The sequence below is a fragment of the Kitasatospora phosalacinea genome (assembly GCF_000717185.1).
Lineage (GTDB): Bacteria > Actinomycetota > Actinomycetes > Streptomycetales > Streptomycetaceae > Kitasatospora > Kitasatospora phosalacinea_A.
Map to the genome: position 1 here is coordinate 107,151 of NZ_JNYE01000016.1, position 19,375 is coordinate 126,525.

Sequence of the window (19,375 nt, forward strand, 5' to 3'; positions counted from 1 at the left end):
GCGCACTGCCTTCCCAGGGGGAACTCCGAGCAGCCGTCGTTCGACCGACGCCGCCGAGCCCGCCCCGGCGGCCGCCCGGCGCACGCGTCGTGCCGCGTCCTGCCGTGCCGCGCCCCGCCGTGCCTACAGCCAGCCCGCCCGCTTGAACAGCCGGTGCAGGCCGACGCAGACGCCCGCCATCACCGCCAGCACCGCGGGATAGCCCCAGGCCTGGCGCAGCTCCGGCATGTGCTCGAAGTTCATCCCGTAGATGCCCGCGATCATGGTCGGTACGGCGGCCAGCGCGGCCCACGCGGAGATCTTCCGCATGTCGTCGTTCTGCTGCACGCTGACCTGCGCCAGGTTGGCGGACAGGATGTCGGACAGCAGCCGGTCCAGGCCCTCCACGACCTCGTTGACCTTGGCCAGGTGGTCGGCCACGTCCCGGAAGTACGGGCGCAGCTCGGCGGCGACGAACGGCACCTTCACCTCCTCGCCGCTCCGGGTCAGTCGCAGCGCGGGCTCCATCAGCGGGAAGGTGGCCTTGCGGAAGCCCACCACCTGCCGCTTGAAGCCGTAGATCCGCTCGGCCGCGCCGCGCGAGCGCCCGGGGGAGAAGATCTCCTCCTCCAGCTCGTCCAGGTCGGTCTGCAACTCGGTCGCCACGTCGAGGTACTGGTCGACGACCAGGTCGCAGACCGCGTACAGCACGGTGGCGGGCCCGTGCGCGAGCAGTTCGGGCTGGGTCTCCAGCCGGCTGCGCAGGTCCTTGAGCGGGCTCTCCGGGCCGTGCCGGACGGTCATCACGTACGAGTCGCCCAGGAAGATCATCAGCTCGCCGATCGAGACCGTCTCGTTCTCCTGGTGGTACGCGGCGGTCTTCAGGACGGTGAACACCGAGTCCCGGTAGATGTCGACCTTCGGGCGCTGGTGCGCGGTCACCGCGTCCTCCACCGCCAGCGGGTGCAGGCCGAACTCGTCGGCGACGTGGTCGAACTCCTCCGCGGTCGGGTCCGCCAGACCGATCCACAGGAAGCCGTCACCGGCCGCGCGGACCTCCGCCAGGGCGTCCGAGAAGTCCGCGGGGTTCTGGACGCGCTTCCCGCCCCGGTAGATGCCGCAATCCACGATCATGTCGGCCATTGTGACCCGAAGCGGCGGCCCGCGGGGAGGGGACGACCCCTTACCCTTCAGGTATGCCCACCCTGCTGCTCGTCCGCCACGGCCGGTCCACCGCCAACTCCGCCGGGATCCTCGCCGGGTGGACGCCCGGTGTCGACCTGGACGACACCGGGCGGGCCCAGGCCGCCGCCCTGCCCGGGCGGCTCGCCGGGCTCCCGGTCGCCCGCCTGGTCAGCAGCCCGCTGGAGCGCTGCCGGCAGACCCTGGAGCCGCTCGCCGCCGCCCGCCCCGAACTGGCCGCCCCCGAGCTCGACGAGCGGCTCGGCGAGTGCCACTACGGCGACTGGACCGGCCGCCCGCTGGCCGAGCTGGCGGGCGAACCGCTCTGGCGCACCGTCCAGGACCACGCCTCGGCCGCGGCCTTCCCCGGCGGCGAGTCGCTGCGCGCCCTCAGCCACCGCACCGTCGACGCGGTGCGCGAGTGGAACGACAAGGTCGCCGTCGACCACGGGCCGGACGCGCTCTGGGTCGCCGCCACCCACGGCGACGTGATCAAGGCGATCGTCGCCGACGCCCTCGGCCTGCACCTCGACCACTTCCAGCGGATCTCGGTCGAGCCCTGCTCGGTCACCGCGATCCGCTACACCCCGCACCGCCCCTACCTGCTGCGCCTCGGCGAGACCGGTTCGCTCGCCGCCCTGGCCCCCCGCCCGCACGGGCACTCGGCGGGCGACGACGCCGTGGTCGGCGGCGAGACCGGCACCGCCACCGCCTGAGCAGCCGCCACGGCCCGGACACCCGCCACCGCCTGAGCACCCGCCCCGCCCCGGGCCAACTGCCCGGCCGCACACGGGAACCGACCGCCCGTGTGCCGCACCGGGGCGGTTTGGCCGTAGGGTGAGATCGAGAAGACCGCAACCCCCCTCCGGAGCGAGCAGCGTGACCCGTCAGGTCCACTTCTTCGACCAGCCCGAGCGCTTCGTGGCCGGCACCGTCGGCCAGCCCGGCGCCCGCGCCTTCTACCTCCAGGCCTCCTCGCGCGGCCGGATCACCAGCGTCCTGCTGGAGAAGACCCAGGTCGCCGCGCTCGCCGAGCGCATCGAGGAGGTCCTCGACGAGGCGCTGCGGCGCAGCGGCGGCGAGGCCCCGATCCCGGCCGTCGCCCCCGCCGAGCTGCTCGACACCGCCCCGCTCGACCTGCCGCTGGAGCAGGAGTTCCGGGTCGGCACGATGGCCCTGGCCTGGGACGCCCGGGACGAGTGCCTGGTGGTCGAGGCACAGGCGTACGTCGAGGAGTCCGAGGAGGAGAACGAGGCCGAGGTCTTCGACGACGAGAACGGCCCCGACCTGCTCCGGGTCCGGCTCAGCGGCGCGATGGCCCGGGTGTTCGCCAAGCGCGCCCTGGACCTGGTCGCCGCCGGCCGCAAGCCCTGCCCGTTCTGCAACCTCCCGCTCGACCCGGAGGGCCACCTGTGCCCGCGCGCGAACGGCTACCGGCGCTGAACGAGGAGCACGCGGAGGTCGAGGCCCCCGCCACCGACCCGGCCACCAGCGCCGCGCTGGCCGCCGACCCCGCCACCGCGCTCGCCCTGCTGCGCGAGGGCGCCCTCGCCGTGCACGGCCGGGTCACCGACGCCTCCAACGCCGTCCTGTACTGCACCGCCACGCTGGACGGCCTCACCGCCCCGTGCGTCTACAAGCCCGTCGCGGGGGAGCGCCCGCTGTGGGACTTCCCCGACGGCACCCTGGCCGGCCGGGAGACCGCCGCCCACGAGCTCTCCGCCGCCACCGGCTGGCACCTCGTCCCGCCCACCGTGCTGCGCGACGGCCCGGCCGGGCCCGGCATGGTCCAGCTCTGGATCGAACCCGACCCGGACGCCCCCGACCTGCTCGACCTGCAGCCCCTGGACGGCGTCCGGGAGGGCTGGCTGCCCGTGGTCCGGGCCGAGGTCGACGGCGGCCGCCAGGCCTGGCTGGTGCACCGCGACGACGCCCAGCTGCGCCGCCTCGCCGTCCTGGACGCCGTCCTCAACAACGCCGACCGCAAGGGCGGCCACTGGCTGCCCGCCGCCGACGGCCGGATCTACGGCATCGACCACGGCGTCACCTTCCACCCCGACCCGAAACTGCGCACCCTGCTCTGGGGCTGGGCCGAACAGCCGCTCACCGCCGAGGCGCTCGACGTGCTGGCGAAGCTCGCCGCCGACCTCGACGGCCCGCTCGGCGAACGGCTGCGCCCGCACCTGACGGCCGGTGAGCTCGACGCGCTGAAGGCCCGGACGGCCGCGCTGCGCACCTCCGGACGGCACCCGCTGCCGTCACGGGAGTGGCCTTCTATTCCCTGGCCGCCGGTCTGATACCGATCCGAAACCGAGGACGAACGGATTCCGGCCGATCGCGTCCGTAGGTTGGTCTTTCAAATGATCGCAAGGTTAGAGTCGGTCCCATGCATGCCTGGCCCGCCTCCGAGGTTCCCGCCCTGCCCGGTCAGGGGCTTCCCCTGCGCATCCACGACACCGCCACGAGCAGTGTCCGAGAGGTCGTGCCCACCGGCCCGACCGCCCGGCTCTACGTCTGCGGCATCACCCCCTACGACGCGACCCACCTGGGCCACGCAGCCACCTACAACGCCTTCGACCTCGTCCAGCGGGTCTGGAAGGACGGCGGGTACGACGTCGTCTACGTCCAGAACGTCACCGACGTCGACGACCCGCTGCTGGAGCGCGCCGTCGCCACCGGCCAGGACTGGACCGCCCTCGCCGAGCGCGAGACCGCGCTGTTCCGCGAGGACATGACCGCGCTGCGGATGCTCCCGCCCGCGCACTACATCGGCGCCGTCGAGTCCATCCCGTGGATCGTCCCGCTGGTGCAGCGCCTGCTCGCCTCCGGCGCCGCCTACGAGCTCGACGGCGACGTCTACTTCTCCGTCGAGTCCGACCCGCGCTTCGGCGAGGTCTCCCGCCTCACCCGCGAACAGATGCTCCCGGTCTTCGCCGAACGCGGCGGCGACCCCGAGCGCCCCGGAAAGAAGAACCCGCTCGACGCCCTGCTCTGGCTCTCGGCCCGCCCCGGCGAACCCGCCTGGGAGACCGAACTCGGCCACGGCCGCCCCGGCTGGCACATCGAGTGCGTGGCGATCGCCCTGCAGTTCCTCGGCATGGACTTCGACATCCAGGGCGGCGGCAGCGACCTGTCCTTCCCGCACCACGAGATGGGCGCCTCCCACGCCCAGGTCGCCCTCGGCGAGCACCCCTACGCCCGCGCGTACGTGCACGCCGGCATGGTCGGCCTGGACGGGCACAAGATGTCCAAGTCCCGCGGCAACCTGGTCTTCGTCTCGGCCCTGCGCCGCGACGGCATCGACCCCGCCGCGATCCGGCTCGCCCTCCTCGCCCACCACTACCGCAGCGACTGGGAGTGGACGGCCGCCGACCTCGACACCGCCCTCACCCGCCTCGCCACCTGGCGCTCCGCGGTCTCCCGCCCCGACGGCCCGCCCGCCGAGGCCCTCCTCGCCGAGGTCCGCACCGCCCTCGCCGACGACCTCGACGCCCCGGCGGCCCTCGCCGCCGTCGACCGCTGGGCCGCCACGGCCCGCACCGAGGGCGGCCAGGACACCGGCGCCCCGGGCCTCGTCTCCCGCACCGTCGACGCCCTCCTGGGCGTGGCCCTCTAACCCCCCGCCCGGACCCTCGCGCCCCGCCAGGGGCGCGGGGGTCCGGGCGAGCAACCAGGCACCCACAGCACACAGCAAGACCGGCCCCGGGAGAGCACCATCCTCCCGGGGCCGGTCCACACTGCGGGCTCGCGCCGCTGCGCCTACTCCTCGTCCTCGTCCTTCGGCCGCTCCGTCGCGTGCCCGGTGATCGGCTTCTCGCCCTTCGGCCCCTGGTTCTCGCGCCGCCGCAGGTACCGCTCGAACTCCCGGGCGATCGCGTCCCCCGAGGCCTCCGGCAGTTCCGCGGTGTCCTGCGCCTCCTCCAACTGCTGGACGTACTCCGCGACTTCGGAGTCCTCCGCGGCGAGCTGGTCGACCCCGAGCTGCCAGGCCCTGGCGTCGTCGGCGAGCTCGCCCGGCGGGATGCGCAGGTCGAGCAGGTCCTCGACCTTGTTGATCAGGGCGAGGGTGGCCTTGGGGTTGGGCGGCTGGGAGACGTAGTGCGGGACGGCGGCCCAGAAGGTCACCGCGGGGACGCCGGCGTGCGCGCAGGCCTCCTGGAGGACGCCCACGATGCCCGTCGGGCCCTCGTACCGGCTCTCCTCCAGGTCGAGCGAGCGGGCCAGCGCCGGGTCGGAGGTGACGCCGGAGACCGGGACGGGCCGGGTGTGCGGGGCGTCGCCGAGCAGCGCGCCCAGGATCACCACCAGTTCGACGCCCAACTCGTGCGCGAAGCCCAGCAGTTCGTTGCAGTAGGAGCGCCAGCGCATGCTGGGCTCGATGCCGCGGACGAGCACCAGGTCGCGCGGCTTGGGCTCGGTGACCCGGACCACCGACAGCCGGGTGGTGGGCCAGGTGATCCGGCGGACTCCGCCGTCGAGCCAGATGGTGGGCCGGTTGACCTGGAAGTCGTAGTAGTCCTCGGCGTCGAGCGCGGCGAACACCTTGCCGCCCCAGGTCTCGTCGAGGTGCCCGAGTGCGGCGGAGGCCGCGTCGCCGGCGTCGTTCCAGCCCTCGAAGGCGCAGATCATCACCGGGTCGATCAACTCGGGAAGGTCTTCCAGCTCGATCACCCGGCATCTCCCTCCGTCAGTGGCGGGGGCAACTGCCGCCCCCGTGGTCCCTTACTGCCCAGCCTACGGGCATTGAATGCCCCCGTGGGCCGGGTGAGGTGCCCAAGCGTAGTGGCGTCGGCCGACGACCCGGCCCGGTCCGCCCCGACCCGCGCCCGACCCGCGCCCGCGGTGCGCCCGACCCGCTCCCGCGGCGCGTCCGTTCGCGATTCGAACCCGGAACCAGCAGGCTGTTCCGGGGGATTCGTCACCTTTACGAGCTTTGTCAGCATCGTTCGGTCTGCGAGGAGAGCAGGACATGAAGGCAGCCGTCGTCCGGGACTTCACCAAGCCGCTGGAGATCGAGGAGCGGGAGGTGCCGACCCCGGAGCCGCACCAGGTGCTGGTGCGGATCGAGTGTTCGGGCCTGTGCCACACCGACATCCACGCCGCGCACGGGGACTGGCCGGTCAAGCCGTCCCCGCCGTTCGTGCCCGGCCACGAGGGCGTCGGGATCGTGGAGGCGGCCGGGGCGGACGTCCGGCACGTGCAGGTCGGCGAGCGGGTGGCGATCCCGTGGCTGGCCGACGCCTGCGGCCGGTGCGACCACTGCGTGACCGGCTGGGAGACGCTGTGCCTGAGCCAGCACAACTCCGGCTACTCGGTGGACGGCGCGTACGCGCAGTACGCGCTGGCGCACGGCGACTACGTCGTCCCGGTGCCGGACGGGGTGGACCCGATGGACGCCGCCCCGCTGTCCTGCGCGGGCGTCACCACGTACAAGGCGGTGAAGCTCTCCGGCGCCCGGCCCGGCACCCGGGTGCTGATCTCCGGGATCGGCGGCCTCGGCCACCTGGCGCTCCAGTACGCGCGGATCTTCGGCGCCGAGACGGTCGCCGTCGACATCACCGACGACAAGCTGAAGCTGGCGAAGGAGCTCGGCGCCGACCACGTGATCGACGCCCGCACCCAGGACGTCGCGCACGAGGTCGGCAAGCTCGGCGGCGCGGACGCGGCGGTCTCGCTGGCGGTCTCCAACGCCTCCTTCCGGGCCGCCTACGACTCGCTGCGCCGCGGCGGCACGCTCGTCCTGGTCGCGCTGCCCGCGGAGGGCGAGCTGACCCTGCCGGTGTTCGACACGGTGCTGAACGGGACGAAGGTGATCGGCTCGATCGTCGGCACCCGGCAGGACCTGGCGGAGGTGTTCCGGCTGCACCGGCTGGGCCGGACGAAGGTGATCCGGGAGACCCGCAAGCTGGAGGAGGTCAACGCCTGCTTCGAGGAGGTGCTCGCGGGCAGGGTCTCGGCCCGACTGGTGTTCGACATGCGCTGACCCCGCAAGGCGGCGGCGCGGGCGGAGGACGGAACCGACCGGTTCCGTCCTCTTCTGCAAATCCACGCAAGCGGCTTGCGTTTTCTGTCGTACACTCGGCACATGACACGACGACTCGCCGAGGTGGCGAAGAAGGTCGGGGTCAGCGAGGCGACCGTCAGCCGGGTGCTGAACGAGAAGCCCGGTGTCTCCGAAGCGACCAGGGCGGCCGTGCTCACCGCCCTCGACGTGCTCGGCTACGAGCGGCCCACCCAGTTGCGGGGGGAGCGCGCCCGGCTGATCGGGCTGGTCCTGCCGGAGCTGGGCAACCCGATCTTCCCGGCGTTCGCCGAGGCGGTGGGCGGCGCGCTGGCCGGCCAGGGCTTCACGCCCGTGCTGTGCACCCAGACCGCGGGCGGGGTCTCCGAGGCCGACTACGTCGACCTGCTGCTGGAGCAGCACGTCTCCGGCGTGGTGTTCTTCGGCGGCCTCTACGCCCAGGGCGACGCCCCGCACGACCACTACCAGCGCCTCGCCGAGCGCAGCCTGCCGACGGTGCTGCTGAACGCGGCGATCGAGCACCTGGACTTCCCCCGGGTGTCCTGCGACGACGCGGTGGCGATCGAGCAGGCCTTCGGCCACCTGCGCCAGCTCGGGCACACGAAGATCGGCCTGGTGCTGGGCCCGCTGGACCACATGCCCTCGCAGCGCAAGCTGGCCGCGGCCCGGGCCGTGGTGGCCAAGCTGGGCCTGGAGCTGCCGGACGAGCACGTCGAGCGGGCGCTGTTCAGCCTGGAGGGCGGCCAGGCGGCCACCACCCGGCTGCTGCGCCAGGGCGTCACCGGCGTGGTCTGCGCGAGCGACCCGCTGGCGCTGGGCGCGGTGCGCGCGGTGCGCCGGGCCGGGCTCGCGGTGCCGGACGACGTCTCGGTGGTCGGGTACGACGACTCCTCCTTCATGATGTGCACCGACCCGCCGCTGACCACGGTCCGGCAGCCGATCGAGGCGATGGGCCGCGCGGTGGTCGACCTGCTGGTCGGCGAGATCGCCGGTGTCCGGGTCACCCACGACGAGCTGCTGTTCGAGCCCGAGCTGGTGGTGCGCGGTTCGACCGCGCCGGCCCGGGAGCGGAGCTGACCAGCAGCAGGTAGCAGGCCCCTGGCGGGGCGCCACGACGAGACCGCCGAGCGGGCGGGCACTTCGGTGCCCGCCCGCTTTTCGTATGCGCACGCTTGCACCGATCCGTTGACATGTTCGTAGCCCCGCTGTAACTCTTGGCTGCCATCACGCAAAAGATGGACAGAAGATTGTCATCTTCTCGACCTTGTGAAGGGACGTCATGAGATCGAAGCGCATAACCGCGAGGCTGACGGCGTCGTCGGCCACGCTGGGAATGCTCCTGCTCGCCGGGCCCCTCCTCCCGGCGGCACAGGCGGCCGGAGGGCCGAACCTGGCGCTCGGCAAGACCGTCACCGCCTCCAGCACCAACGGCACCTTCGGTGCGGCCAACGTCAACGACGGCAACCAGGACAGCTACTGGGAGTCCAACGGCATCTCCTCCGCGCAGTGGGTCCAGGTCGACCTGGGCTCGGCGGCCTCCATCGACACGGTGGTGCTGAAGGTCCCCTCCTCCTGGGGCGCCCGGACCGAGACGCTCAGCGTGCTCGGCTCCACCGACGGCACCAACTTCTCCACCATCACCTCCTCGGCGAACTACACCTTCGACCCGGCCTCCGGCGACAGGGCGACGATCTCCTTCGGGGCCACCACCGCCCGCTACGTGCGGGTCAGCATCACCGCCAACACCGGCTGGCAGGCCGCCCAGGTCTCCGAACTGGAGGTCTACGGCACCACCTCCGCCTCGGCGAACCTGCTGGCCGGGCGCAGCTTCACCGCCAGCGGCTACTCGCAGAACTACACGGCGGGCAACGTCGGCGACGGCAACCAGGCCACCTACTGGGAGAGCGCCAACAACGCCTTCCCGCAGTGGGTCCAGGGCGACCTGGGCTCGGCCGTCCCGGTCAACAAGCTGGTGCTGAAGCTGCCGGCCGGCTGGGAGAAGCGGACCGAGACGCTCAAGGTCCAGGGCTCCGCCGACGGCAGCAACTTCACCGACCTGGTGGCCTCCGCCGGCTACGCGTTCGACCCGGCGGCGGGCAACACGGTGACCGTCAACCTGGCGACCACCACCACCCGCTACCTGCGGCTGACCTTCACCGGCAACACCGCCTGGCCGGCCGGCCAGCTCTCCGAGTTCGAGGCGTACGGCCCGACCTCCGGCGACACCCAGGCGCCCAGCGCCCCGGCGAACCTGGCGTACACCTCGCCCGCGGCCGGGCAGGTCAAGCTGACCTGGGGCGCGGCGAGCGACAACACCGGCGTCACCGGCTACGACGTGTACGCCAACGGCGCGCTGCTGACCTCGGTGTCCGGCAGCACCCTGTCGTACACCGACAGCCGCTCCGACAGCGAGACGGTGTCGTACTACGTGAAGGCGAAGGACGCGGCGGGCAACCAGTCCGCGGCCTCCAACACCGTCACCCGCACCGGCCAGTCCGGCGACACCCAGGCGCCCAGCGCCCCGGCGAACCTGGCGTACACCTCGCCCGCGGCCGGGCAGGTCAAGCTGACCTGGGGGGCGTCCAGCGACAACACCGGCGTCACCGGCTACGACGTGTACGCCAACGGCGCGCTGCGCGGCAGCGTCGGCGGCAGCACCCTGACGTACACCGACAGCCAGCCGGACACCGCGACCGTCTCGTACTACGTGAAGGCGAAGGACGCGGCGGGCAACACCTCCGCGGCCTCCAACACCGTGGTGCGCACCGGCAGCGGCGGCGGGACGGGCACCAACCTGGCGGCGGGCAAGCCGATCACGGCCTCGTCCTCGGTGTTCACCTTCGTGGCGACCAACGCCAACGACAACGACACCGCCACCTACTGGGAGGGCGCGGCGGGCAGCTACCCGAGCACCCTCGCGGTGAAGCTGGGCGCGAACGCCACCACCAGCGCGGTGGTCGTCAAGCTCAACCCGGCCTCGGCGTGGGGCGCCCGCACCCAGACCATCGAGGTGCAGGGCCGCGAGCAGAGCGCGAGCGGCTTCAGCACGATCGTCCCGGCGCAGAGCTACGGCTTCGACCCGGCGAGCGGCAACACCGTCACCATCCCGGTGTCCGCGACCGTCGCCGACGTGCAGCTGAAGTTCACCGCCAACTCCGGCTCCAGCGGCGCCCAGGCCGCCGAGTTCCAGGTGATCGGCGTCCCGGCCCCCAACCCGGACCTGGCCGTCACCTCGGTGAGCAGCAACCCGGCCACCCCGGTGGAGACCGACACCCCGACCCTGTCGGCCGTGGTGAAGAACTCCGGCACCAACCCCTCCGGTGCCACCTCGGTCAACTTCTACCTGGGGGCGACCAAGGTCGGCTCGGCCGGTGTCGGCGCCCTCGCGGCCGGTGCCTCCACCACCGTCTCCGCGCAGGTCCCGGCGCAGAACGCGGGCAGCTACCAGCTGACCGCGAAGGTCGACGAGGACAACAAGGTCGTCGAGCAGGACGAGACCAACAACTCGTTCACCGCCGCGAACGCCCTGACGGTCAACCAGGTCGCCTCCTCCGACCTGGTCGCCGCCCCGTCCACCTGGTCGCCCTCCAACCCGGCCGACGGCAGCGCGGTGAACTTCACCGTCGCGGTCAAGAACCAGGGCACCGTCGCCAGCGCCTCCGGCAGCCACGGCATCACCGTGACCGTCGCGGACGCCACCACCGGCGCCGTGCTGAAGACCCTGACCGGCGCGTACAGCGGCACGCTCGCCCCCGGCGCCACCAGCAGCCCCGTCTCGCTGGGCAGCTGGACCGCCGCCAACGGCCGCTACACGATCAGGACGGTCATCGCCAACGACGGCAACGAGCTGCCCGTCAAGCAGGCCAACAACACCACCAGCCAGTCGCTGTACGTCGGCCGCGGCGCCAACATGCCGTTCGACAACTACGAGGCCGAGGACGGCGTGCTCGGCGGCGGCGCCCAGCTGGTCGGCCCCAACCGCACCATCGGCGACGTGGCGGGCGAGGCCTCCGGCCGCAAGGCCGTCACCCTCAACTCGACCGGCTCCTCGGTGGAGTTCACCACCAAGGCGGCGACCAACACCCTGGTCACCCGGTTCTCCATCCCGGACGCGGCGGGCGGCGACGGCACCAGCGCCACCCTGAACGTCTACGTGGACGGCACCTTCCTCAAGTCGATCGACCTGTCCTCCAAGTACGCCTGGCTGTACGGCTCGGAGACCAGCCCCGGCAACGCCCCGAGCGCGGGCAGCCCGCGGCACATCTACGACGAGGCCAACGTCCTGCTGGGCACCACCGTCCCGGCCGGGCACAAGATCAAGCTGCAGAAGGACGCGGCGAACACCTCGCAGTACGCGATCGACTTCGTCAGCCTGGAGCAGGCCACCCAGGTCGCCAACCCGGACCCGGCGAAGTACGTCGTCCCGACCGGCTTCGCGCACCAGGACGTGCAGAACGCCCTGGACAAGGTCCGGATGGACACCACCGGCACCCTGGTCGGCGTCTACCTCCCGGTCGGCGACTACCAGACCGCGAGCAAGTTCCAGGTCTACGGCAAGCCGGTGAAGGTCGTCGGTGCGGGCCCGTGGTTCACCCGCTTCTACGCCCCCACCAGCCAGTCCAACACCGACGTCGGCTTCCGGGCCGAGGCCACCGCCAACGGCTCGACCTTCAGCGGGTTCGCCTACTTCGGCAACTACACCTCGCGGATCGACGGCCCCGGCAAGGTGTTCGACTTCTCCAACGTCGCGAACACCACGATCGACAACATCTGGACCGAGCACATGGTCTGCATGTACTGGGGTGCCAACACGGACTTCATGACGATCACCAACTCGCGGATCCGGGACACCTTCGCCGACGGCATCAACATGACCAACGGCTCGACCGACAACCTGGTCTCCAACAACGAGGCCCGGGCCACCGGCGACGACTCCTTCGCCCTGTTCTCCGCGATCGACGCGGGCGGCGCGGACGAGAAGAACAACGTGTTCCAGAACCTCACGTCGATCCTGACCTGGCGCGCGGCGGGCGTCGCGGTGTACGGCGGCTACGCCAACACCTTCCGCAACATCTACATCGCGGACACCCTCTGCTACTCGGGCATCACCATCTCCTCGCTGGACTTCGGCTACCCGATGAACGGCTTCGGGGCCTCGCCCACCACCAACCTGCAGAACATCTCGCTGGTCCGGGCGGGCGGCCACTTCTGGGGCCAGCAGGTCTTCCCGGCGATCTGGGTGTTCTCCGCCTCCAAGGTGTTCCAGGGCATCCGGGTGAGCGACGTGGACATCGTCGACCCGACCTACAGCGGCATCATGTTCCAGACCAACTACTCGGGCGGCCAGCCGCAGAACCCGATCACCGACACCGTCTTCACCAACGTGTCGATCACCGGGGCGCAGAAGAGCGGTGACGCCTTCGACGCCAAGTCCGGGTACGGCATCTGGGCCAACGAGATGCCGGAGGCGGGCCAGGGCCCGGCGGTCGGCAGCGTCACCTTCAACCACCTGACCACGAGCAACAACTACAAGGACATCCAGAACACCACCTCGACGATGCACATCACCGTCAACCCGTAGCACCCCGCACGCGGGAAGGGCGGGCGCCCCGGGCGCCCGCCCTCTTCGTCGTGCCCGGCGGCGCCCTCAGGGCCGCTGCGGGGCCGGGCCGGTGGACGCCCGGACGACCAGCTCCGGCTCGAACAGCAGCTCGCCGGGCGCGGTCGGGGCGCCGTCGATCCGGCCGACCAGCAGCGAGACCGCGGCCCGGCCGATCGCCTCGATCGGCTGGCGGACGGTGGTCAACGGCGGCCGGGTGCAGTTGATGAAGGGCGAGTCGTCGAAGCCGATCACCGACAGGTCGCCGGGGACGTCCAGCCCGGCCCGCCGGGCCGCCCGGACGACCCCCAGGGCGAGCGGGTCGCTGGCGCAGATCACCCCGGTCACGCCGGACTCCAGGAGCCGCCCGGCGGCCGCCTGGCCGCCCTCCAGGCCGAACATGGTGTGCGCCACCCACCCGGGGTGCGGCTCGCGCCCGCGCAGGGCGTACTGCTGGACGAAGGCGGCCAGCTTGCGGCGGGACGGGACGTGGTCCTCGGGCCCGACCAGCAGCCCGATCCGCTCGTGCCCCAGCGCGGCCAGGTGGGCGTACGCCTGGGCCACCGCGGCCGCGTCGTCGGTGGAGACCTGCGGGAAGCCCAGCTCCTCCACCGAGGCGTTCAGCAGCACCACCGGGACGCCGCGCTCGCGCAGCTGGGCGAAGTGCTCGTGCGAGGCGTCCGCCTGGGCGCAGTGGCCGCCCGCGAAGACCACCCCGGAGACCTGCTGGTCGAGCAGCACGCCGACGTGGCTGGCCTCGCCGAGGCCCGCGGTGCGGGTGCACAGCAGCGGGGTGAAGCCGCCCTGGGCGAGCGCGCCGCCCACCACCTCCGCCAGCGCCGGGAAGATCGGGTTCTGCAGCTCGGGCAGCACCAGGCCGATGAGCCGGGCGCGCTCGCCGCGCAGCCGGCTCGGCCGTTCGTAGCCCAGCACGTCCAGGGCGGTGAGGACGGCGATCCGGGTGGCGGCGCCGACGCCCGGTCTGCCGTTCAGGACCCGGCTGACCGTGGCCTCACTGACTCCGACGTGCTTCGCGACCACGGAAAGCTTGCTCTTCATGCGCAAAAGTAGAACAGAATCAAGTAAGAACCGGCAAGCAAGCCCGCAAGCGGGCTGAAGTCGCACTTTGCGCCCCAGGGCGGGGAGGGCGGGGAGTCGCGCAGCCGTCGATGCACAGTCGTAACTTTTCACTTTCTCGTCAACCTCTTGCGTGACGAGGTTCAAGGACCTACGTTCCTCACACGTCGGCTTTCGCCCGGCCCCACCCGAAACCTCTCCCACCCATGGGGTACATGATGCTGAACAGATCGAGCCGGATGGCCGCTCTCGCTCTCGCCGCGGGCCTGCTGCTGAGCACCGCCGCGTGCAGCAGCGACTCCTCCGGCAACAGCAACGACGCCGCGGCCGGCGTCGCGGACGGCAAGCCGCTCGACCCGAACGCGACCGTCACCATCTCCATCGACTGCGCCCCGGGTGCGGACCAGGCGGCGGGCAAGGCCAACTACGCCGACGACCTGGCGCTCTTCAAGACCAAGTACCCGAACGTCACCATCAACGCGAAGCCGTACGTCGGCCAGTGCGAGGTCCCGGCCCAGCAGACCGCGCAGTACAAGGCGCACGACGAGACCGGCGCGTTCCACGCCTACTTCACCGACCGCGACGCCACCCTGAACTCCGGCGACGCGCAGGACATCACCAAGTACGTCAACGACGAGACGCTGCCCGGCTTCTCCTCGATGCTGCCGTCCGTCAAGGACAACATGACGGTGGACGGCAAGGTCTACGCCCTGCCGATCAACTACTACACCACCGGCCTGATCTACAACCGCGACCTGTTCAAGCAGGCCGGCCTCGACCCCGACAAGCCGCCGACCACCTGGGACGAGGTGCAGGCCGCCGCCAAGAAGATCTCCGCCCTCGGCAACGGCATCACCGGCTACCAGGACTACTCCGGCGGCAACACCGGCGGCTGGCACTTCACCTCCGAGCTCTACAGCCTCGGCGGCAAGATGGTCACCGACGACGGCAAGAAGGCCGCCTTCAACTCGCCCGAGGGCAAGCAGGTCCTCAAGCGCCTGCACGACATGCGCTTCACCGACCAGAGCATCGGCGCCACCCCGATCACCCAGTGGGCCGACGCCTTCCCGCCGCTGGCCACCGGCAAGGTCGGCATGTTCCTCGGCGCCCCCGACGTCATCAAGCACCTGATCGAGGTCCTCGGCGCCGACGCCAAGGCGTACGGCCTCGGCCCGATGCCGGGCGCCACCGGCCCGGGCAACAGCCTCGGCGGCGGCGACCTGTACTACATCAAGAAGGGCCAGACCCCGAACCAGATCAAGGCCGAGATCGCCTGGATCAACTTCCAGTACCAGACCCCGGACGCCGGCCAGTTCAACTTCGCCCGCGCCAAGACCCTCGCGGGCAGCAGCAAGGACCCGGTCGCGATCGCCGTCCCGCAGCCGTACTTCTGGTCCGCGGACTCGCCGCAGATCAAGGCCATCACCGAGTCGCTGAAGACCAACGGCAACCTGCCGCTGTCCAACTACGACCCGTACGTCAAGAACCCCACCAAGTCGATCACCGAGCCGCCGGCCGCCCAGCAGCTCTACAAGATCCTCGACACCGCGATGTCCGCCGCGATGACCGACCCCGGCGCGAACATCGACAGCCTCCTCGCCACCGCCGAGTCCCAGGCCAACCAGATCCTGGCCAACCAGTAACCGGTGCCGCCGGCCGGACCGCGCCCTCCCCGCGGTCCGGCCGGCGGCCGGACCCCTGACGAGGAGTCACCACCCATGACCACCACACTGACCCGCGGGCGGCCCGGAGCCGAAGAGGCCCGCACCCGCGCCCCGCAGGCGGGCGGCCACCTGCGCCGCGCCCTCGCCCGGAACCTCCGCGCCCACGCCTTCCTGATCGGCGCGCTGCTCTGCTTCGCGCTGTTCACCTGGTACCCGATGGTCCGTGAGATCGTCATGTCGTTCCAGAAGGTCCGCTACGGCGAGACCCACTGGGTCGGGCTCGACAACTTCCGGCAGATCTTCGCCGACCCGGAGTTCTGGCCCGCCTGGCGCAACACCCTCGAGTTCACCGGCATCGCCCTGTTCTTCGGCTTCGTGGCGCCGTTCGTCACCGCCATCGTGATCAACGAGTTCCGGCACGCCCAGAGCTACCTGCGGATCCTGGTCTACCTGCCCGTGATGCTGCCCCCGGTCGCGGGCATCCTGCTGTTCAAGTACTTCATGGACCCCGGCTACGGCCTGTTCAACCAGATCCTGGAGTTCCTGCACCTGCCCACCTCGTCCTGGCTGGCCTCGCAGGACACCGCGATGTTCTCCCTGGTGATCGTCTCCACCTGGGCCAACATGGGCAGCGCCACCCTGGTCTACCTGGCCGCCCTGCAGAGCATCCCCGGCGAGCTCTACGAGGCCGCCGAACTCGACGGCGCCGGCCTGCTGCGCCGCGTCTGGCACGTCACCGTGCCGCAGACCCGCCTGATCCTCTCCCTGATGCTGATGCTGCAGGTGGTCGCCACCATGCAGATGTTCACCGAGTCCTTCGTCCTCACCGGCGGCGGACCGCAGGGATCGACCACCACCGTGGTCTACATGCTCTACAACTACGCGTTCAACTTCGACAAGTTCAACACCGCGGCCGCACTGGGCGTCGTCCTGCTGCTGGTACTCGGCGCCTTCTCGGCCCTCTACCTGTGGCTGGAGCGCCGGGGCGGGGAGGAGTGACGATGAGCAAGCCCGTCCACAGCGGAACCCGCACCCTGATCTCCCCGGTCCGGCTCAACCAGCCCGGCGGCCGCCGGATCTACCGGATCGTGCTCGGCACCACCCTGGTCGTCTCCACGGTCGTCTTCATCGGCCCGCTCTACTGGATGGCCACCGGCGGCTTCAAGTCCTCCCAGGAACTGGTCCGGACCCCGCCGACGCTCGTCCCCGAGCACCCCAGCACGCACGCCTTCACCGAGGCCTGGGACCGGCTCGGCATGGGCCAGCTGCTGCTGAACACCGTCGTGTACGCGGGCGGCGCCCTGCTGCTGCAACTGATCTTCTGCGTCGCCGCCGCGTACTCGCTCTCCAAGCTGCGCCCGATCTTCGGCAACGTGATCCTCGGCATGATGCTGGCCTCGATGATGATCCCGGCTGCCGCCCTGGTGATCCCGCAGTACCTGACGGTGCTCGACCTGCCGCTGGTCCACCTGAACCTGATGAACACCCCCTGGGTGATCTGGCTGCCCACCGTGGCCAACGCGTTCAACGTCTTCCTGCTCAAGCGGTTCTTCGACTCGATCCCCAACGAGCTGCTCGACGCGGCCTCCATCGACGGGGCGGGCCCGCTGCGCACGCTCTGGTCGGTGGTCCTGCCGCTGTCGCGGCCGATCCTCGGCGTGGTGTCGATCTTCGGCCTGGTCGCGGTCTGGAAGGACTTCCTGTGGCCGCTGATCACCGTGCCCGAGCACGAGACGCTCAACGTCGGCGTCAACACCGCGGCCACCTCGATGCCGCAGAACACCCTGATCGCGGGCCTGTTCCTGGCCTCGATCCCGACCATCGCCCTGTTCCTGGTCTTCCAGCGCAACATCATGGCCGGCCTCACCGCGGGCAGCCTCAAGGGCTGAGGCCCGCACCGGCGAGCCCCAGGTCCAACAACTTCTGAAAGGAAACCCTGACCGTGTCAGAGCAGTGGTGGCGGAACGCGGCGATCTACCAGGTGTACCCGCGCAGTTTCGCCGACGGCAACGGCGACGGCATCGGGGACCTCGCCGGAGTGCGGGCGAAGCTGCCGTACCTCGCCGAACTCGGCGTGGACGCCATCTGGTTCAACCCCTGGTACCCATCCCCGATGGCCGACGGCGGCTACGACGTCGCCGACTACCGGGACGTCGACCCGGTGTTCGGCACCCTCCAGGACGCCGAGAAGCTGATCGCCGAAGCGGGCGAGCACGGCATCCGCACCATCGTGGACATCGTCCCCAACCACGTGTCCGACCGGCACCCGTGGTTCCGGGCCGCCCTGGCGGCCGCCCCCGGCAGCCCCGAACGGGAGCTGTTCCACTTCCGCGAGGGCCGCGGCGAGCACGGCGAACTGCCGCCCAACAACTGGAAGTCGGAGTTCGGCGGCTGCCCCTGGACCCGGATCGACGACGGCCAGTGGTACCTCCACCTGTTCGCCGCCGCCCAGCCCGACCTGAACTGGGACCACCCGCAGGTCCGCCGCGAGCACGAGGAGATCCTCCGGTTCTGGTTCGACCGCGGCGCGGCCGGCGTCCGGATCGACTCGGCCGGCCTGCTCGCCAAGGACGCGGCCCTGCCCGACCTCGTCCCCGGTGCCCACCCGCACCCCTACCTCGACCGCGACGACCTGCACGACATCTACCGCTCCTGGCGGGCCATCGCCGACTCCTACGAGCACCCGCGCGTCCTGATCGGCGAGATCTGGGTGCCCGACACCGAACGCTTCGCCCGCTACCTGCGCCCGGACGAGATGCACACCGCGTTCAACTTCGACTTCCTGGCCCGCCCCTGGGACGCCGGGCAGCTGCGCGAGTCGATCGACGCCACCCTCGCCGCGCACGCCCCCGTCGGCGCCCCCGCCACCTGGGTGCTCTGCAACCACGACGTCACCCGCACCGTCACCCGCTACGGCCGCACCGACACCCGCTTCGCCTTCGACGCCAAGGCCTTCGGCACCCCCACCGACCTCGCCCTCGGCCTGCGCCGGGCCCGGGCCGCCGCCCTGCTCACGCTGGCCCTGCCCGGCTCCCTCTACCTCTACCAGGGCGAGGAGCTCGGCCTGCCCGAGGTCGAGGACCTGCCGCTGGACCGGCTCCAGGACCCGATGCACTTCCGCTCCGGCGGCACCGACCCCGGCCGCGACGGCTGCCGCGTCCCGCTGCCCTGGACCGGCCTGGAGCAGCCCTTCGGCTTCTCCCCGGACGGCGCGAAGGAACCCTGGCTCCCGCAGCCCGCCGACTGGGCGCAGCTCACCGTCGCCGCCCAGAGCGGCGACCCGGACTCCATGCTGGAGCTCTACCGCGAGGCGCTGCGGATCCGCCGCACCGAACTGGCCGCCGCCCCCGCCGACCTGACCTGGCTGCCCGCCGCCCCGCACACCCTGCTCCTCACCCGCGGCACGACCGGCTTCGCCTGCGCCGTCAACCTCGGCCCCGAGCCCGTCGACCTCCCCGCGCACGACGCCCTGCTCCTCACCAGCGGGCCGCTGACCGACGGTCAGCTGCCCCCCGACACGGCCGCCTGGATCCGCCTGCCCTGACCCGGACGGACCCAGCAGCCCCGGGGCCGCCCCGCCCTCCCCCACAGGAGCGCGGCGCGGCCCCTCCCACATCCCACGAACGCCTTCCCCCCTACCCAAAGGGCAATTCCGCCCCTCACCCCCGGCCCCTCGCCCCCGGCCTCACGGCCCCTCGCCCTCGGCCTCACGGCCCCTCGCCCTCGGCCTCACGGCCCCTCGCCCTCGGCCTCACGGCCCCTCGCCCTCGGCCTCACGGCCTCACGGCCTCACGGCCTCACGGCCTCACGGCCTCACGGCCTCACGGCCTCACGGCCTCACGGCCTCACGGC

At 71.6% G+C, this 19,375-nt stretch carries 14 protein-coding genes; 11 read left to right on the top strand and 3 right to left on the bottom strand.

What is annotated here, in order from left to right:
- Positions 1-123: 123 nt before the first annotated feature.
- Positions 124-1,113, bottom strand: a complete 990-nt coding sequence (corA, locus tag OO57_RS09590) for a magnesium/cobalt transporter CorA (RefSeq protein WP_033251934.1) — start codon at positions 1,111-1,113, stop codon at positions 124-126.
- A gap of 62 nt (positions 1,114-1,175) precedes the next feature.
- Between corA and OO57_RS09595 the strand changes: the two genes are divergently transcribed.
- From OO57_RS09595 to mshC, 4 genes are all read left to right on the top strand, one after another.
- Positions 1,176-1,877 carry a histidine phosphatase family protein gene (locus OO57_RS09595; RefSeq protein ID WP_033251890.1) on the top strand — a complete coding sequence of 234 codons (702 nt, stop codon included), beginning with the start codon at positions 1,176-1,178 and terminating at the stop codon, positions 1,875-1,877.
- Between the two features lie 163 nt (positions 1,878-2,040).
- Positions 2,041-2,604 carry a DUF3090 domain-containing protein gene (locus OO57_RS09600; RefSeq protein ID WP_033251891.1) on the top strand — a complete coding sequence of 188 codons (564 nt, stop codon included), beginning with the start codon at positions 2,041-2,043 and terminating at the stop codon, positions 2,602-2,604.
- A complete protein-coding gene (locus OO57_RS09605) occupies positions 2,574-3,458 on the top strand; it encodes an SCO1664 family protein (RefSeq protein ID WP_081973564.1) in 885 nt (294 codons plus the stop codon). Before OO57_RS09600 ends, OO57_RS09605 begins: the two co-directional genes overlap by 31 nt.
- Before the next feature lie 89 nt (positions 3,459-3,547).
- The gene (gene mshC / locus OO57_RS09610) at positions 3,548-4,777 is read left to right on the top strand and encodes a cysteine--1-D-myo-inosityl 2-amino-2-deoxy-alpha-D-glucopyranoside ligase (protein ID WP_033251892.1); all 1,230 of its coding nucleotides are present in this window, start codon (positions 3,548-3,550) and stop codon (positions 4,775-4,777) included.
- 143 nt (positions 4,778-4,920) lie between these two features.
- Here the strand turns inward: mshC and OO57_RS09615 are convergent, their stop codons facing one another.
- Positions 4,921-5,832 carry a PAC2 family protein gene (locus tag OO57_RS09615; protein WP_033251893.1) on the bottom strand — a complete coding sequence of 304 codons (912 nt, stop codon included), beginning with the start codon at positions 5,830-5,832 and terminating at the stop codon, positions 4,921-4,923.
- A gap of 298 nt (positions 5,833-6,130) precedes the next feature.
- On the opposite strand from OO57_RS09615, the gene adhP reads away from it, so the two are divergent.
- From adhP to OO57_RS09630, 3 genes are all read left to right on the top strand, one after another.
- Positions 6,131-7,144: an alcohol dehydrogenase AdhP gene (adhP, locus tag OO57_RS09620; protein ID WP_033251894.1), complete on the top strand. Its 1,014-nt coding sequence runs from the start codon at positions 6,131-6,133 to the stop codon at positions 7,142-7,144.
- A gap of 102 nt (positions 7,145-7,246) precedes the next feature.
- On the top strand, positions 7,247-8,260 hold the full coding sequence (locus OO57_RS09625) for a LacI family DNA-binding transcriptional regulator (RefSeq protein WP_033251895.1): 1,014 nt from the start codon (positions 7,247-7,249) through the stop codon (positions 8,258-8,260).
- A 202-nt stretch (positions 8,261-8,462) separates the two neighbouring features.
- Positions 8,463-12,764: a discoidin domain-containing protein gene (locus OO57_RS09630; RefSeq protein ID WP_081973565.1), complete on the top strand. Its 4,302-nt coding sequence runs from the start codon at positions 8,463-8,465 to the stop codon at positions 12,762-12,764.
- Positions 12,765-12,830: 66 nt separating this feature from the next.
- Here OO57_RS09630 and OO57_RS09635 read toward each other — a convergent pair whose 3' ends face one another.
- Complete coding sequence (locus tag OO57_RS09635) at positions 12,831-13,841, bottom strand: LacI family DNA-binding transcriptional regulator (protein ID WP_033251896.1); 1,011 nt, start codon at positions 13,839-13,841, stop codon at positions 12,831-12,833.
- Positions 13,842-14,098: 257 nt separating this feature from the next.
- On the opposite strand from OO57_RS09635, the gene OO57_RS09640 reads away from it, so the two are divergent.
- The 4 genes from OO57_RS09640 (at position 14,099) to OO57_RS09655 (ending at position 19,067) form a co-directional block, all read left to right on the top strand.
- The gene (locus OO57_RS09640) at positions 14,099-15,502 is read left to right on the top strand and encodes an extracellular solute-binding protein (RefSeq protein WP_234337284.1); all 1,404 of its coding nucleotides are present in this window, start codon (positions 14,099-14,101) and stop codon (positions 15,500-15,502) included.
- Between the two features lie 75 nt (positions 15,503-15,577).
- On the top strand, positions 15,578-16,522 hold the full coding sequence (locus tag OO57_RS09645; protein ID WP_033251897.1) for a carbohydrate ABC transporter permease: 945 nt from the start codon (positions 15,578-15,580) through the stop codon (positions 16,520-16,522).
- A 2-nt stretch (positions 16,523-16,524) separates the two neighbouring features.
- A complete protein-coding gene (locus tag OO57_RS09650) occupies positions 16,525-17,412 on the top strand; it encodes a carbohydrate ABC transporter permease (RefSeq protein ID WP_033251898.1) in 888 nt (295 codons plus the stop codon).
- Positions 17,413-17,465: 53 nt separating this feature from the next.
- The gene (locus OO57_RS09655) at positions 17,466-19,067 is read left to right on the top strand and encodes a glycoside hydrolase family 13 protein (RefSeq protein ID WP_081973566.1); all 1,602 of its coding nucleotides are present in this window, start codon (positions 17,466-17,468) and stop codon (positions 19,065-19,067) included.
- Positions 19,068-19,375 lie beyond the last annotated feature (308 nt).

Bases quoted from the DNA above. Each gene is read 5' to 3' on its own strand.
- OO57_RS09595 (WP_033251890.1), top strand. From the start codon at position 1,176: ATGCCCACCCTGCTGCTCGTCCGCCACGGCCGGTCCACCGCCAACTCC.
- corA (WP_033251934.1), bottom strand. From the start codon at position 1,113: ATGATCGTGGATTGCGGCATCTACCGGGGCGGGAAGCGCGTCCAGAAC.
- adhP (WP_033251894.1), top strand. From the start codon at position 6,131: ATGAAGGCAGCCGTCGTCCGGGACTTCACCAAGCCGCTGGAGATCGAG.
- OO57_RS09650 (WP_033251898.1), top strand. From the start codon at position 16,525: ATGAGCAAGCCCGTCCACAGCGGAACCCGCACCCTGATCTCCCCGGTC.
- OO57_RS09635 (WP_033251896.1), bottom strand. From the start codon at position 13,841: ATGAAGAGCAAGCTTTCCGTGGTCGCGAAGCACGTCGGAGTCAGTGAG.
- mshC (WP_033251892.1), top strand. From the start codon at position 3,548: ATGCATGCCTGGCCCGCCTCCGAGGTTCCCGCCCTGCCCGGTCAGGGG.
- OO57_RS09625 (WP_033251895.1), top strand. From the start codon at position 7,247: ATGACACGACGACTCGCCGAGGTGGCGAAGAAGGTCGGGGTCAGCGAG.
- OO57_RS09640 (WP_234337284.1), top strand. From the start codon at position 14,099: ATGGCCGCTCTCGCTCTCGCCGCGGGCCTGCTGCTGAGCACCGCCGCG.
- OO57_RS09645 (WP_033251897.1), top strand. From the start codon at position 15,578: ATGACCACCACACTGACCCGCGGGCGGCCCGGAGCCGAAGAGGCCCGC.
- OO57_RS09630 (WP_081973565.1), top strand. From the start codon at position 8,463: ATGAGATCGAAGCGCATAACCGCGAGGCTGACGGCGTCGTCGGCCACG.